Below are 13,610 nucleotides of genomic sequence, written 5' to 3'. Positions count from 1 at the left end.
TGCGCGGTTTTTTCCGATTGTCTGCCGCCTGTTGATCACAGGGACACCAATTCTTGGCCCTGTACCTTGTTCCAAGCGAGGTCGCAGGCTACATGCCCCTCCATGAAGCGCTTCATTCCTTTTATGAAAAGCGATCCGCTTGTGTCGGTTTTGCGGCTGCAAGGTGTGATCGCGGGCACGGGCCGCGGCGGTGTTTTGAACGACGCGAACACGTCTCAGATGATCGAAAAGGCCTTTTCGCGCGGCAAACCCGCAGCGGTGGCGCTGATCATCAACTCGCCGGGCGGGTCTGCGGCGCAGTCGTCTCTCATCGCGGCGCGGATCAAACGGCTGTCGGAAGAGAAAGAGGTGCCAGTCCATGCCTTTGTCGAGGATGTGGCAGCTTCCGGCGGGTATTGGCTCGCCTGTGCAGCGGAGAAGATCTGGGTCGATGCAAGTTCAATTGTCGGTTCCATCGGTGTGATCTCAGCCAGCTTCGGATTGCAGGATTTTATCGCGCGCTTTGGCATTGAACGGCGGGTACACACGGCGGGCAAAGACAAATCCATGCTCGACCCGTTTCGTGCCGAGCGTGCCGAAGATGTCGAGCGTCTGAAGTCGATCCAAACGCAGATTCACGATGCGTTTATTGCGCATGTCCAATCCAGCCGAGGTGATCGTCTGGCAAAGGATGATGACTTGTTCACCGGAGAGTTTTGGGTGGGCGAGACGGCGGTTGGTCTGGGCCTGGCCGACGGCGTGGCACATCTCAAGCCAAAAATGAAAGAGCTCTATGGCGACAAGACCCGGTTCGCGGCCTATGGGCCTCGGCGCGGTTTGTTGCAACGGGTCGGCGTGCAGATCGTTGATGACCTGGCCGGTGCGGTGGATGCCCGCGCGGCTTGGGCCAGGTATGGGCTCTGATGATGGTTAAAATCATCTCACTCTTTTTGATTGGTATGGTCGTTTTGGCGATGTTTGGGCGGCTGCGCCTGCCGCGGATCGGGCGCCGCGATGGGTCCGGCGGATTGCCGAAACCGCGCCTCTGCCCGGAATGTGGCCGGTACAATCTCAAAGGCGGGCCATGCCGTCGGTGTTCCGAGGAGCAGGACTAAACGATGATCATCGAGTTTCTGCTTGCGGGCCTTGGCCTGATCATCCTGCTCTTGGCCGGCGATGTCTTGGTGCGGGGTGCAGTCAATCTGAGCCTGCGGCTGGGCATTCCGGCGTTGATTGTCAGTTTGACGGTTGTGGCCTTTGGCACGTCTGCGCCCGAGCTGCTGATCTCGATCCAAGCGATTTGGGAAGGCGTGCCCGGCTTGGCGCTCGGCAATGTTGTCGGTTCCAACACCGCGAATGTTCTTTTGGTGCTTGGGGTCCCGGCCTTGATCTCTGGGCTGGACACTAGGCAATGCGAAACCCGTCGCACGTATTTGATGATGATCGCGGGGACGTTTCTTTTCATTGGTCTCGCCTATGCGGGCCCGTTTGTCTGGTGGCATGGGTTGGTGCTTCTGGCGGGTTTGAGCTTGGTGCTGGGCGACGCGTTTCGCAGCGCACAAGCACACCGTGCCGAAGCCAATGGCGCTATGATTGCCGAAGAAGAACTGGAAGAAGCCGATCCGTCGATGCCCTGGTGGAAGATCGGTCTCTATATGCTTCTGGGCTTGATTGGCTTGCCCTTGGGGGCGGATCTCTTGGTGGATAGTGCGACCTCTATCGCGCGGGCGTATGGGATCAGTGAAACGGTGATTGGTCTGACCCTTGTGGCCATCGGTACGTCGCTGCCAGAACTGGCGACCACGGTCATGGCGGCGATCCGACAGCATGCCGAGGTGGCGATCGGCAATGTCATCGGCTCGAATATGTTCAACCTGCTGGCGATTATTGGGGTGGCATCCCTTGTTGGTCCAATCCCGGTCGCCCCTGAATTCTTTGTGTTCGATTTCTGGGTGATGCTGGCTGCATCCTTGGTCTTGGCGCCGTTTGTCTTCATGAAGCTGAAAATGGGCCGGGCGGTTGGTTTGGCCTTCGTGGCGCTTTACATCATCTATATCGGCACTCTTCTGGCCTGAGACTTGGGGGAAACATGGCCGCATTGGTGACAGGGGCGGGTAAACGTCTGGGCCGCGCAATGGCCGTTGCCCTGGCAGAGGCCGGGTTTGATGTGGCTGTGCATTACGCAAGCTCGGAGGTGGAGGCCACGGAAACGGTGGCGCAGATCACGGCGCTTGGGCGGCGGGCGGTTGCTTTGCAGGCGGATTTGCTCTCGGAAGAAGAAACTGCCGCGCTCTTGCCGCACGCGGTGGACGCGTTGGGCACCCCGATCACGCACCTGATCAACAACGCCTCGATCTTCGAATATGACACGCTGGCCACGGCGACGCGCGAAAGCTGGGATCGGCATTTGGAGTCCAATCTCCGCGCACCGTTTGTTTTGACGCAAGCGTTGGCCGATCAGATCCCCGACGCGGTTGTTGATGCGGCGGGTGAACCCATGGCCCGGGGGCTCGTCGTTAACATGATCGATCAGCGGGTCCGCAAGCTGACGCCGGAATTCATGACATACACGATTGCCAAGATGGGGCTTTGGGCGTTCACCCAAACCGCCGCGCAAGCTCTGGCGCCCAAGGTACGGGTCAATGCCATCGGGCCAGGGCCGACCCTGCAGGGCGCCCGGCAATCGGCGGAGCATTTCGCGGCGCAACGCAAGGCGACGGTTCTGGAGCGCGGCGCGTCACCGGAGGACATCGTCGGAGCGCTGCGATATCTTCTCTCTGCCAGCGCTGTCACGGGGCAGTTGATCTGTGTCGACGGGGGGCAGCATCTGGGGTGGCAGACGCCGGATGTGTTGGGCGTCGAATAGGCGCGCGAGCGGTTCCGAAAGGTCAGTTGTCCACCGTGAACGCGTATGTAACGCTCCGACGACCCTTTTATGACAGCCGTGTTGCCATGAAGGAATCAGCAAAAAGTTTCCTTTGAAAACAAAGTCTTGAGAAAGCGCCTAAAAAATAGGCAAACCGATGAACTGCGCCAAAAACAACAAAAAAATCGCCCTGCCCAAGATTTATCCGAAAGCTTATCCACAGGAATGGTGGAAACCTTTAGGGTTGATCCCTGACCCATCTCATTGCAGCCAGAACGGGAATCGCTAAGACCGTTGAGACATGTCTGATAAGGCCGAAAAAACCACGCCAACCGGGCACCAGGTGATCCAATCCTACCTCAAGGTTTTGGATAACTCGCCGGGTGTGTACCGGATGCTCGATGCGCAGTCGCGGGTGCTCTATGTCGGCAAGGCGCGGGCGCTGAAAAAGCGTGTGTCGAACTATGCCAAACCGACGGGGCATGATCCTCGCATCGCCCGGATGATCCGCGAAACGGCATCGATGATGTTTCTCACCACGCGGACGGAGACTGAGGCGCTGCTTTTGGAGCAGAACCTGATCAAGCAGCTCAAGCCGCGCTACAATGTGCTGCTGCGGGACGACAAAAGCTTCCCGAATATCTTGGTTTCGGCCGAACATGAGTTCCCACAGATCAAGAAACATCGCGGCGCGAAGAAAGAAAAGGGCGGCTATTTTGGCCCCTTCGCCAGTGCCGGTGCGGTGAACCGGACCTTGAACCAACTGCAGAAGGTGTTCTTGCTCCGCAACTGCTCCGACGCGACCTTCGATAGCCGCACCCGACCCTGTCTGCTCTATCAGATCAAACGCTGCAGCGCGCCCTGCGTCGGTTATATCAGCCAGGAAGACTACGCCGCCTCCGTTAAGGATGCGGAGCGGTTTCTGTCGGGGAACAGCACCAAAATCCAAGAAACCCTCGCCCGGGACATGGCGGCGGCGTCGGAGGCGATGGAGTTCGAGCGCGCCGCCGCGCTCCGCGACCGGATCCGCGCGCTGACCAATGTGCAGTCGGCCCAAGGCATCAACCCGAAAGGTGTCACAGAGGCCGACATCATCGCGCTTCATATGGAGGGCGGGCAGGCCTGTGTGCAGGTGTTTTTCATCCGCGCCAATCAGAATTGGGGCAATCGCGATTTCTATCCCCGCGTGGCGGGCGCGGAGGCGCCCGAGGTCTTGGAAGCCTTCATCGGACAGTTCTACGACACCAAAGAACCGCCGCGGCAGTTGATCCTGTCTCACGGCATCGAAAACACAGACCTGATGGCCGAGGCGCTGAGTCAGAAGCTTGGCCGGAAGGTGGAAATTCTGGTGCCACAGCGCGGCGAAAAGGCAGAGCTTGTGGCCGGTGCGGAGCGCAACGCGCGCGAGAGCTTGGCGCGCAAAATGGCGGAGACCGCGACACAGACCAAGCTGTTGAGCGGGCTGGCGGAGGCCTTCGATCTGGATGCGCCGCCCAAGCGGATCGAGGTCTATGACAACTCCCATATCCAAGGCACCAACGCGGTCGGTGGGATGATTGTCGCCGGCCCCGATGGCTTCATGAAATCCCAATACCGGAAGTTCAATATTAAGGGCACGGATATCACGCCGGGCGATGATTTCGGGATGATGAAAGAGGTGCTCACTCGCCGGTTCCAAAGGCTCCTGAAAGAAGACCCTGATCGCCAGACCGAGGCCTGGCCCGATCTTCTGCTGATCGATGGTGGTGCAGGACAGATCAGCGCGGTGGCGGAGATCATGGGCGATCTGGGCGTCGATGATGTGCCCTTCATCGGCGTGGCAAAAGGCATCGATCGGGATGCAGGGAAAGAGGAGTTCCACCGCCCCGGCACGCGCGCCTTCGCGCTGAGACACAACGACCCGGTGCTGTATTTCGTCCAGCGTCTGCGGGATGAGGCGCACCGCTTTGCCATCGGCGCGCACCGTCAGAAACGGTCGAAAGCGGTTGGCGCAACCCCGCTTGATGACGTGCCAGGCGTCGGTGCGACCCGCAAACGTGCGCTTCTGAGCCATTTCGGGAGCGCCAAGGCGGTGGCCCGTGCCGACCTCTCCGATCTCAAAGCCGTTGACGGGATTTCCGATGCGATGGCCGAGACGATCTATGACTTCTTCCATGAGCGCGGCTAAGGCGATAAGGCTGGCACATGCGTTGGACCATTCCCAATATCCTGACTGTCTTCCGTCTCTTGGCCGCCCCGGCTTTGGGTCTGATTTTTCTTTTTCTGGACAGGCCTTACGCCGATTGGGTGGCGGTTGTTCTATTCATCTCCGCCTCACTCACCGACTATATTGACGGCGATCTGGCCCGGCGTTGGAATCAGGTGAGCAAATTCGGCGCGATGTTGGATCCGATTGCCGACAAAGCGATGGTGGTGATGGCGCTCGCGGTGCTGCTTGGCATATTGGGGGTGTCTGTTTGGCTGATGATCCCGGTCGTCGCGATCCTGTTTCGGGAGGTATTTGTCTCGGGCCTGCGGGAGTTTTTGGGCGACACCGCTGGCACACTTAAGGTCACGCCATTAGCGAAGTGGAAGACAGCCGTGCAGATGGTGGCGATCGCGCTGCTTTTTGCCTGGGGTCTGTTTGAGCATTATTTCGGAATGCAGACCTATGGCATGGATGGCGAGATCGTGCGCGATGTGCTGGGCGGCGTGATCGAAGACGAATTTGGGCTGATCTGGAAGTACTACGGGCTGCTTCTCACCTCATGGGGCGGTTTGGCGCTTTTGTGGTTGGCCGCAGGCCTTACATTGGTGACTGGCGTCGACTATTTCCTAAAGGCAATGCCGCATCTGCGAGAGGACTGATATGGTAGAACTGCGCTATTTTGCTTGGCTTCGGGAGCGCGTCGGTGTCGGCCATGAACAGGTCGAGACAGAAGCCGCCACCGTGGGCGAGTTGATCAACGAACTCAAGGACCGCGACGAGGCCTATGCGTTTGCCTTCTCTGACCTGTCGGCGATCCGCGCCGCAGTTGATCAAGAACTGGTGGAGTTTGATGCGCCGCTGGCTGGTGCCCGCGAGATTGCGTTTTTCCCACCGATGACCGGGGGTTGAGCCGCATGATCCGTGTGCAGTCCGAACTGTTCGATATGGGGGCCGAGCTGAACCGATTTGCCGCCGATGTCGCAGGCGCGGGCGCGGTGGTCAGCTTTTCCGGTTTGGTGCGGGATGTGGCGACGGGTGATCTCAGCAAAATGATCATCGAACATTACCCCGGCATGACCGAGAAGGCGTTAGGCGAGATCGCCGAACAAGCGCGGTCCCGCTGGTCTTTGACCGATGTATTTGTCTTGCATCGTTATGGCGAGATGACGCCAGGCGAGCCGATCATGATGGTCGCCACGGCCGCACGACATCGCGCGGATGCGTTTGCCGCAGCCGAATTCCTGATGGATTACCTGAAATCTCGCGCGCCGTTCTGGAAACAGGAGATCGCCGGCGATAAGGCCGATTGGGTCGCGGCACGTGACGAAGATGAGGTGGCGCTCAAGCGCTGGTAATCATCGTGGCTGGCAAGTCTAGCCCTGATTGGCCCGCTCGACATAAGCGCGCAGCTCTTCGGCTTCCTGCCGGGCTTCGCGCAGACCCTCCATCGCCGCGCGCAATTCCGCTTCGGTCTGGCTCAACTGGTTGGTCAGTTCCGCCTCGCGCTGCTGCAAATACGTGATCGCCTGATCGCGGGTTTCTTCCGCATCGTGCAGCGCCTTGGCCATCTCATCCATTTCGCTCAAATCCGCGCCGGTGACCCGGCTGAACCGATGCACCAGCCAATTCGCAAACCAGCCCAACACAAACGCCACGAACAGAATGATGGCAATGGCGACAATAAACTCAGTTCTGTTCATCCGATCCCTCTTCGGCGGGCGGGTCGTCCGCCTCTGCCGCAGCCTCTTCGGCGGGGTCCTCCGCCGTCTCTCTCTGGCTAGACGGCACGCCGCCCGCAAGCAACCGGAATTCGATGCGGCGATTGCGCTCGCGGCCCTCTTCTGTGCCGTTGTCATCGATCGGCTGCGTTTCGCCATAACCTTGCGCGGTGAGGTTCGAGACCAGCACGCCGCGCGCCAGAAGCCCATTCAGAACCGCATCGGCGCGGGCTTGGCTGAGGTTGAGGTTCATCACTTCGCGGCCCTGGCTGTCGGTGTGGCCGCCGATCTCCATCCGCGCATGGCGGCAATCCGGCAGCATCTCGGCGATCTGGTCGAGGATTTCGCCTGAGGTTTCGTTGATCTCAACGGAGCCGGGATCAAAGGTGATTTTGCGCTCGCCAAGAAGGGTCGTAATCCGCGCAACGCATTCCTCGGCTGTTGGAATGTTGGCCGTTGGGTCCAGAAGTTCCTGATAAGTCACGTCGATCTCGTAATTGTCGGCCTCGCCCAGTTTCTCGGAAAGAAGCCGCGAGAGGTCAGATACTGCCGATTGGCTGCCCGTGTTGCCGCGGATGGAGACGAGGCCGGGCTCCACCGTCAGGCTGCCATTGTTCAGCAACGCAAGGGCCTCCAGCCCGGCCAGGACGCGGATAACCCAGCCATCGGGCAGATTGTCATCATTGCGGGTGGCCAGATAAGTGTCGTCACGGCCAAGCGTGGCGCGGGCATAGGCATAGATCGCGCGCTCCGCTTGATCATCGGGCAGGCGGCCACGCAGTTGCACATACCCTTCCGGGCTGCGGGTTGCGATAAAGCTTGGCGGGCCATCCTCTGGACCGCCCTCCGGGGGCTCGGGCAAGACGCCGTGAAGCGAGAAGACAGGGGGCAGGTCGGCGTCGAGTTCGCCGATGACCCGATCAAACAGCCCCTGCGGTGTGCCCTCCGCCGCGATCAGGGTCACGTCGGCGTCTGAAAAGGTCAGTGTCCCTGCGCCAAGCGCCGTCAGGGCTTCCAGCCCGGTGGTCACCGCTTCGGCCCATCGCGGGGACGGTACGCCGATGCCAATCACGCAGTTTTCCGGGCCGTTCAGCCCGGCCTCACGTGCGGCGCTCAGAATGGCCGCGCGGGTTGTGACGGTATCGGCGGAGCAGGCCTCGAAATGCGCGCTTTCGAGATCGCGGACAAAGCGCAGTGTGAAGGGCGTGATCACCGGGCGCGGGGCCGAGATGTCCATGATGACTTCGACGCCATCGGGCCGCGCCCGATTTAGAGCGGCCAGGTAGCGCCGCCGCTCTTCGATGCTCTCGCTCACCGCGGTCACCTCAACGCGCCCGTCAAAGACTGAGATTTGTGACCGGGGCAGTTCGTTCAGCGCCCGGAAGCCAAAGGCCATCGCGGCCTCCCAATCGGCGGGGATTGGATAGGTCGCGGTCTCCACCATATTGGCCACCTCGACGCCGTCGCGAATGCCAGAAATTCCATCGGCCACGGCCTCGCGTCCAATCGCCTCGGGGACCAGCCCGATCAGCGAAATGCCATCGCCGTTCCGGAGCATCTCGAGGGAGAAACGTGGGGGCGCGACACTATCGGGCTCCGTCACATCAAGGGCGTCAATCACGCGATCCGCGTCCACCACGGCGCCAGCGCGCGCCAGCGCTCGAAACCGGGCAGCCTCATCCGGCGCTGTGCCGATCAGTTGGACTTGCAGCCCATCCGCCTCGACCGAGACCCAATCCAACCCTTCTTCGCGCATCGCAAAGGCCACCGCCTCGGTCGAGCGATCCTCGATCCGGAGTGCTGCGACGACCGCAACGATAACGCAGAGCGCGCCGGCGACCACAAAGGCCAGCGCGGCAATAAGGGTGGAAATCTTGCTCATAAGGTCACGTCCAGCTCTGCTCACGGATGCCAAAGGGCTTAGCGCCTTGGTGGGGGCGTTCAATCAAACCAGCGCGGCTAAGGCGAAAAACAGCGCAACGAGCAAGCCGGTATCACGGTTTGATCGGAAAAGCCGCATGCAGGTCTCTGGATCATCTGTATCAAGCTGACCCAATTGCCAAACCATATGCCAACCGAATGCCCAGGCCCCGGCAAGCGTAAACACCATCGCCAAGAGGTTGCCACCAGGCGCCAGCGCCATGATCACGGCGATGGCCATCACCAGGACCGAGGTGATCAAGAACGCCCGGAGCCAAAGTTTGCTCTGCTCGCCAAACAAACGTGCGGTGGATTTTACCCCGATCAGCGCATCATCCTCGGTGTCCTGATGGGCGTAGATCGTGTCGTAAAACAGCGTCCAGGCGATCCCGGCCAGATACAAGACGACCGCTGGCCCGGCGAGGCTGCCGCTATGGGCGGTCCAGGCCAGAAGCGCCCCCCAGTTGAAGGCGAGACCCAGAAACACCTGCGGCCACCAGGTGAAGCGCTTGGCAAACGGGTAAATCGCGACCGGCACAAGCGCGAGAATGCCGAGCAAGATGGTGTTCAGGTTGAACGTCAAAAGGATGCCGAAGGCGATCAGCGCTTGGATCACCAGCCAGCCGAGCGCTTGGTTGGCGGTCACCTGCCCGGACGGGATTGGCCTAGATTTGGTGCGGGCGACGGCAGCATCAAAGTCGCGATCGGTGATGTCGTTCCACGTACACCCCGCGCCGCGCATCAAAAACGCTCCAAGAGCGGTGGCGATAACGATCCACAGGTCAAACAGACGCAAGCCCTCAGGGTCAGCAGCGGCGGCCAAAAACACGCCCCACCAGCACGGCAGAAGCAAAAGCCACGTGCCAATCGGACGGTCGGCCCGGCTTAGCCGCAGATAGGGCCGCGACCAATCTGGCGCATATGTGTCGACCCAGTTGTCGCGCACCGCATCGGCAACTTGGCCCTCTGGCGTTCCTGGCGTCTCGCTCATAGTTTGGCCTCATGTCGGCACATGCAAAAATCAGGCTTTATGTAGAGCACCCTTTGGGTCCGGGGCAAATGGTCCCTCTGTCGCGGGAGCAGGCGCATTACCTCTTTGGTGTGATGCGGCAGGCCGTCGGTGGGGCTGTGTTGCTGTTCAACGGGCGCGATGGCGAATGGCGGGCCGAGATTGCGGAGGCCGGCAAGCGGGGCGGTGTCTTGGCTTGTGTCGAGCAGACCGCGCCATTGCAGATGCCGCCCGATCTCTGGCTCTTCTTCGCGCCGATCAAAAAGGCGCGGACGGATTTCATCGTCGAGAAAGCCGCCGAGCTTGGTACGGCCCGGATTTGCCCGGTGCAGACTGAGTTCACCAATGCCGAACGCATCCGCCAGGACCGGCTACAGGCCCACGCGGTTGAGGCGGCGGAGCAGTGCGGTGGGACCTATGTGCCCGAGGTGGCGGGGTTGCAGAAACTGAGCGCCGTTTTGGCCGATTGGCCCGAGGATCGACATCTGATCTTTGCGGATGAGGCGCTCGTTGGGGCGAAAGCCGCGCTTGAGCGTGCGCCAGATGGATCGAAATGGGCGATCCTGATCGGACCGGAGGGGGCTTCAGCCCATCGGAGCGGGACCGTTTGCACGGCTTGCCCTATGTCACTCCAATCAGCCTCGGCCCGCGCATTCTCCGCGCCGATACAGCGGCCGTTGCGGCGCTGACCCTCTTTCAGGCGACGAAAGGCGATTGGGAATGATCCCCGCAACGCTTGATGATCGGGAGGCGATTATCGTGTTTCTGGGCCAACATGTGATGACCGCCATGTTCCCGCTTTCTAACCTTTTGAGATATGGGATGGCAGGCGGCCACCGCCATGCGATGCGGTTCTGGATTGCCCGGAAAGGCGAGGAGATCACCGATCTTCTCGGTGTCAGTGAGAGCGGTATGGTGATGCCGCAAGGAACAAGCGCTGCGCCTTGGAGCGACGCGCGAACCCTGCTCCACGACTTGCCGCTGGCTGGGTTTGTCGGCGCGAAAGATCAAGTGCGGCCTCTTCGCACCGCGTTAGGTCTCTCCGCGCAGCCGATGTCGATTGATGATGATGAGCCTCAATTCGCGCTTGATCTGAGCGATCTGCGGGTACCTGACGGGCCGGGTGAACTGGTTCCGCTCTCCGACACGCACCGCCAATTTCTGTACGCCTGGCGTGTGGCCTATGAGATCGAGGTGGTTGGCCGCTCCCCGGAGCGGGCAGAAGCCGAAGCAGAGGCGGCGATATCGGATTGGTTGGTGCAGGGCTCGCATGCCGTTTTGATCGACGACGGTGTGCCGCTTGCGCTGACTGGTATCAACGCCTCGGCTCTGGATGTTGTGCAGGTCGGCGGGGTCTATACGCCACCGGAGTTGCGTGGTCGCGGCTATGCACGCCGGGCGGTGGCCTTGCACCTGGCCGGGTTGCGCGACGCTGGACGGGCCTCCCGCGCAACGCTTTTTGCTGCCAGCGAGAGCGCCGCGCGGGCCTATATCGCAATCGGATTTGAACGGATCGGGACGTTTTCCATCTGCCTTTTCGAGGAGCCGACCCATGTCTAGCTTTCTCCGCCCCGAGGCACGTCGGACGCTCTATCGCTGGCGTGAGGTCTTGGCCGCCCTGGTCCTGGCCGCACTGGGCCTCTGGATCGCGCTGGATCATGGGCGGATCGTGCCGGCATTCGGATGGGTTCTGGTGGCCGTCGCGGTGCCGATGGGGGCGATCGCCGTGCGCCGGATGCGATTTGCAGGCTCGGGCGAGGGGCCGGGCGTTGTCGATCTGATTGAGGGGAAGGTCACCTATATGGGCCCCTATTACGGCGGCGCGGTCGCTCTGGATGAGTTGGAGGCCTTGTCGCTTCGCCGCGCCGGCGATGGGAAGACCTATTGGGTCTTGGCCGAAGTGGAGCAGGTGCTGGTCATCCCGACCGACGCGAGTGGGGCTGACATATTGTTTGATGCATTCACCCGGCTCGAGGGCCTCTCAACCCCGCATCTCTTGGCCAGCCTGCGCCGGACCGAACCCGGGACGATCACGCTTTGGCGAAAGGCCCCGCTCGCGGCCTTGACTTGACCAGGCCCGCGCGTCAGTCCTTGCCTTCACACATGCCCTGAACCCCGGAGCGAACCCCCATGTCTATTCCCCAATCTGGCGGCGGCCCGATCGAGCGGCATGAGCAACTGGCCGAATACTTGGCCGATGGCTGCAAACCCAAAGAAGATTGGCGGATTGGCACCGAACACGAGAAATTCGGCTATTGCAAAGACACGTTGAAGCCGCTGCCCTATGAGGGCACGCGCTCGATCCAGGCGGTGTTGGAAGGGCTGCGCGACCGGTTTGGGTGGTCGCCGGTTTTGGAAGGCGGCCATATCATCGGGCTGGAGAAAGACGGCGCGAATGTCAGCCTCGAGCCGGGCGGCGCTTTGGAGCTTTCTGGCGCTCCGCTGGAGGATCCATCAGACTTGCGACGAGGTGAACGACCACCTCCGCGAGGTGAAGGCTGTGGCCGACCAAATCGGGGTTGGTTTCATCGGGTTGGGGGCCGCACCGATTTGGACCCATGAGCAGATGCCGCTGATGCCCAAGGGCCGCTATAAGCTGATGGATGCCTATATGCAGAAAGTCGGCACGATGGGCACGGCGATGATGCGCCGGACCTGCACGGTTCAGGTCAATCTCGATTTCGGGTCCGAGGCCGATATGGTGCAAAAGCTGCGCGTTGCCCTTGCATTGCAGCCCGTCGCGACCGCGCTTTTTGCCAATTCACCGTTTTTCGAAGGCAAGGTGAACGGCCATAAGAGCTGGCGGTCGCGCGTGTGGCGCGATTTGGATGCCGACCGGACCGGCATGTTGCCTTTCGTGTTCGAAGATGGGTTCGGGTTCGAGGCCTGGGCGGATTACGCGCTCGATGTGCCGATGTATTTTGTCTATCGCGACGGGAAATATGTCGATGCGCTCGGCATGTCCTTCCGCGATTTCTTGAAGGGCGAGTTACCTGCACTGCCCGGCGAAATGCCGACGCTCAGCGATTGGGCTGACCATCTGACCACGATTTTCCCCGAGGCGCGGCTGAAGAAATTCATCGAGATGCGCGGTGCCGATGGCGGGCCTTGGCGGCGGCTTTGCGCGCTTCCGGCGTTCTGGGTCGGGCTGACCTATGATCAAGGGGCGCTGGATGCGGCTTGGGATCTGGTCAAGGGCTGGGATGCGGAGACACGCGAGGCGCTTCGCGTCGCGGCCTCGGTCGATGGGCTACAAGCCGCGGTTGGCGCGATCAAAATGCATGATCTGGCGCGCGAGGTGCTGAGCATCGCAGAGTCGGGGCTGGCGGCGCGGGGTTGCCCCGGCGCGGGCGGATTGATTCCGGATGAGACCCATTTCCTGAATGCGCTGAAAGAGAGTGTTGAATTGGGTCATGTCCCCGCCGATGAGCTTCTGGCGCATTATCATGGCGATTGGGGGGGGAGACCTGACCCGGATTTACGGTGAATACAGCTATTAATCCCCGGTGATCGGGTTCGGGCCGTGTTCGTTACTGCCGTCTTGGCTGGGCTGGATATACCAGTAGATCAGGATCAACGCGCCGATCAGCGGGATAAAAGCGATCAGCAGCCACCAGCCGGACCGGCCAATGTCATGCAACCGCCGCGCACCGACCGTGATGCTGGGCAGCAGAACGGCGAGGGAGTAGATCACCCCAAGCACGCTGTTCGTCATGCCGGTTTCCATCGAGACACCGAATATCGCCCGATCGATGATGCTTAAAATGATACTGACCACGATATTGAAGAGAACAAACCACCAAAGCTCGGCCCGGCGGGCCCGGCCAGAGAAGGTGGCATATTTTTCGAGAAGAACCGTACGAACGGCCGTTTGAAAATTCATGATGACCTCACGTCTAATTTGTGATGTCCGATAGGATAAACCAACTG

The 13,610-nt window shown here is 60.8% G+C and carries 14 protein-coding genes and 2 pseudogenes; 12 read left to right on the top strand and 4 right to left on the bottom strand.

Translation table 11 applies throughout. From position 1 onward, the window contains the following. The first annotated feature begins 102 nt into the window (after nt 1-102). From QTA57_RS03590 to QTA57_RS03555, 8 genes are all read left to right on the top strand, one after another. Nucleotides 103-903 carry a S49 family peptidase gene (locus tag QTA57_RS03590; protein ID WP_290153658.1) on the top strand — a complete coding sequence of 267 codons (801 nt, stop codon included), beginning with the start codon at nt 103-105 and terminating at the stop codon, nt 901-903. Beyond that, complete coding sequence (locus QTA57_RS03585) at nt 903-1,094, top strand: hypothetical protein (RefSeq protein ID WP_290153656.1); 192 nt, start codon at nt 903-905, stop codon at nt 1,092-1,094. Before QTA57_RS03590 ends, QTA57_RS03585 begins: the two co-directional genes overlap by 1 nt. A 3-nt stretch (nt 1,095-1,097) precedes the next feature. Beyond that, nucleotides 1,098-2,054, top strand: coding sequence for a calcium/sodium antiporter (locus QTA57_RS03580; RefSeq protein WP_290153654.1), 957 nt, complete (start codon nt 1,098-1,100; stop codon nt 2,052-2,054). A gap of 14 nt (nt 2,055-2,068) precedes the next feature. Next, nucleotides 2,069-2,845 carry an SDR family oxidoreductase gene (locus QTA57_RS03575; protein ID WP_290153652.1) on the top strand — a complete coding sequence of 259 codons (777 nt, stop codon included), beginning with the start codon at nt 2,069-2,071 and terminating at the stop codon, nt 2,843-2,845. A 301-nt stretch (nt 2,846-3,146) separates the two neighbouring features. Continuing rightward, nucleotides 3,147-5,012, top strand: a complete 1,866-nt coding sequence (gene uvrC / locus QTA57_RS03570) for an excinuclease ABC subunit UvrC (protein ID WP_290153650.1) — start codon at nt 3,147-3,149, stop codon at nt 5,010-5,012. A 17-nt stretch (nt 5,013-5,029) separates the two neighbouring features. Beyond that, on the top strand, nt 5,030-5,692 hold the full coding sequence (gene pgsA, locus QTA57_RS03565) for a CDP-diacylglycerol--glycerol-3-phosphate 3-phosphatidyltransferase (RefSeq protein WP_145212987.1): 663 nt from the start codon (nt 5,030-5,032) through the stop codon (nt 5,690-5,692). Between the two features lies 1 nt (nt 5,693). Further along, a complete protein-coding gene (moaD, locus tag QTA57_RS03560) occupies nt 5,694-5,942 on the top strand; it encodes a molybdopterin converting factor subunit 1 (RefSeq protein ID WP_290153648.1) in 249 nt (82 codons plus the stop codon). A 5-nt stretch (nt 5,943-5,947) separates the two neighbouring features. Continuing rightward, the gene (locus QTA57_RS03555) at nt 5,948-6,388 is read left to right on the top strand and encodes a molybdenum cofactor biosynthesis protein MoaE (protein ID WP_290153646.1); all 441 of its coding nucleotides are present in this window, start codon (nt 5,948-5,950) and stop codon (nt 6,386-6,388) included. An 18-nt stretch (nt 6,389-6,406) separates the two neighbouring features. Here QTA57_RS03555 and QTA57_RS03550 read toward each other — a convergent pair whose 3' ends face one another. From QTA57_RS03550 to ubiA, 3 genes are all read right to left on the bottom strand, one after another. Then, on the bottom strand, nt 6,407-6,733 hold the full coding sequence (locus QTA57_RS03550; protein ID WP_145212979.1) for a hypothetical protein: 327 nt from the start codon (nt 6,731-6,733) through the stop codon (nt 6,407-6,409). After that, a complete protein-coding gene (locus QTA57_RS03545) occupies nt 6,720-8,633 on the bottom strand; it encodes an OmpA family protein (RefSeq protein WP_290153644.1) in 1,914 nt (637 codons plus the stop codon). Before QTA57_RS03545 ends, QTA57_RS03550 begins: the two co-directional genes overlap by 14 nt. A gap of 63 nt (nt 8,634-8,696) precedes the next feature. Then, a complete protein-coding gene (gene ubiA, locus QTA57_RS03540; protein ID WP_290153642.1) occupies nt 8,697-9,662 on the bottom strand; it encodes a 4-hydroxybenzoate octaprenyltransferase in 966 nt (321 codons plus the stop codon). Nucleotides 9,663-9,673: 11 nt separating this feature from the next. On the opposite strand from ubiA, the pseudogene QTA57_RS03535 reads away from it, so the two are divergent. The 4 genes and pseudogenes from QTA57_RS03535 (at nt 9,674) to QTA57_RS03520 (ending at nt 13,180) form a co-directional block, all read left to right on the top strand. After that, nucleotides 9,674-10,404 (top strand): annotated as a pseudogene (locus tag QTA57_RS03535) (16S rRNA (uracil(1498)-N(3))-methyltransferase). Further along, on the top strand, nt 10,401-11,240 hold the full coding sequence (locus tag QTA57_RS03530) for a GNAT family N-acetyltransferase (RefSeq protein WP_290153641.1): 840 nt from the start codon (nt 10,401-10,403) through the stop codon (nt 11,238-11,240). Before QTA57_RS03535 ends, QTA57_RS03530 begins: the two are co-directional and overlap by 4 nt. After that, nucleotides 11,233-11,751, top strand: coding sequence for a hypothetical protein (locus tag QTA57_RS03525; RefSeq protein ID WP_290153639.1), 519 nt, complete (start codon nt 11,233-11,235; stop codon nt 11,749-11,751). Before QTA57_RS03530 ends, QTA57_RS03525 begins: the two co-directional genes overlap by 8 nt. A 59-nt stretch (nt 11,752-11,810) precedes the next feature. Continuing rightward, nucleotides 11,811-13,180: pseudogene (locus QTA57_RS03520) on the top strand (glutamate--cysteine ligase). On the opposite strand, the gene QTA57_RS03515 reads toward QTA57_RS03520, so the two are convergent. Next, on the bottom strand, nt 13,177-13,563 hold the full coding sequence (locus QTA57_RS03515) for a DUF805 domain-containing protein (RefSeq protein ID WP_171557057.1): 387 nt from the start codon (nt 13,561-13,563) through the stop codon (nt 13,177-13,179). The pseudogene QTA57_RS03520 and the gene QTA57_RS03515 overlap by 4 nt on opposite strands. Nucleotides 13,564-13,610: the final 47 nt, after the last annotated feature.

The organism is Fontisubflavum oceani, assembly GCF_030407165.1.
GTDB classification, from domain to species: Bacteria; Pseudomonadota; Alphaproteobacteria; order Rhodobacterales; family Rhodobacteraceae; genus Rhodophyticola; species Rhodophyticola oceani.
The sequence above is the reverse complement of the archived record's forward strand: the minus strand, read 5'-3'. Positions and strand labels throughout refer to the sequence as shown.

Bases quoted from the DNA above. Each gene is read 5' to 3' on its own strand.
- QTA57_RS03590 (WP_290153658.1), top strand. From the start codon at position 103: ATGAAGCGCTTCATTCCTTTTATGAAAAGCGATCCGCTTGTGTCGGTT.
- QTA57_RS03585 (WP_290153656.1), top strand. From the start codon at position 903: ATGATGGTTAAAATCATCTCACTCTTTTTGATTGGTATGGTCGTTTTG.
- QTA57_RS03580 (WP_290153654.1), top strand. From the start codon at position 1,098: ATGATCATCGAGTTTCTGCTTGCGGGCCTTGGCCTGATCATCCTGCTC.
- QTA57_RS03575 (WP_290153652.1), top strand. From the start codon at position 2,069: ATGGCCGCATTGGTGACAGGGGCGGGTAAACGTCTGGGCCGCGCAATG.
- uvrC (WP_290153650.1), top strand. From the start codon at position 3,147: ATGTCTGATAAGGCCGAAAAAACCACGCCAACCGGGCACCAGGTGATC.
- pgsA (WP_145212987.1), top strand. From the start codon at position 5,030: ATGCGTTGGACCATTCCCAATATCCTGACTGTCTTCCGTCTCTTGGCC.
- moaD (WP_290153648.1), top strand. From the start codon at position 5,694: ATGGTAGAACTGCGCTATTTTGCTTGGCTTCGGGAGCGCGTCGGTGTC.
- QTA57_RS03555 (WP_290153646.1), top strand. From the start codon at position 5,948: ATGATCCGTGTGCAGTCCGAACTGTTCGATATGGGGGCCGAGCTGAAC.
- QTA57_RS03550 (WP_145212979.1), bottom strand. From the start codon at position 6,733: ATGAACAGAACTGAGTTTATTGTCGCCATTGCCATCATTCTGTTCGTG.
- QTA57_RS03545 (WP_290153644.1), bottom strand. From the start codon at position 8,633: ATGAGCAAGATTTCCACCCTTATTGCCGCGCTGGCCTTTGTGGTCGCC.
- ubiA (WP_290153642.1), bottom strand. From the start codon at position 9,662: ATGAGCGAGACGCCAGGAACGCCAGAGGGCCAAGTTGCCGATGCGGTG.
- QTA57_RS03530 (WP_290153641.1), top strand. From the start codon at position 10,401: ATGATCCCCGCAACGCTTGATGATCGGGAGGCGATTATCGTGTTTCTG.
- QTA57_RS03525 (WP_290153639.1), top strand. From the start codon at position 11,233: ATGTCTAGCTTTCTCCGCCCCGAGGCACGTCGGACGCTCTATCGCTGG.
- QTA57_RS03515 (WP_171557057.1), bottom strand. From the start codon at position 13,563: ATGAATTTTCAAACGGCCGTTCGTACGGTTCTTCTCGAAAAATATGCC.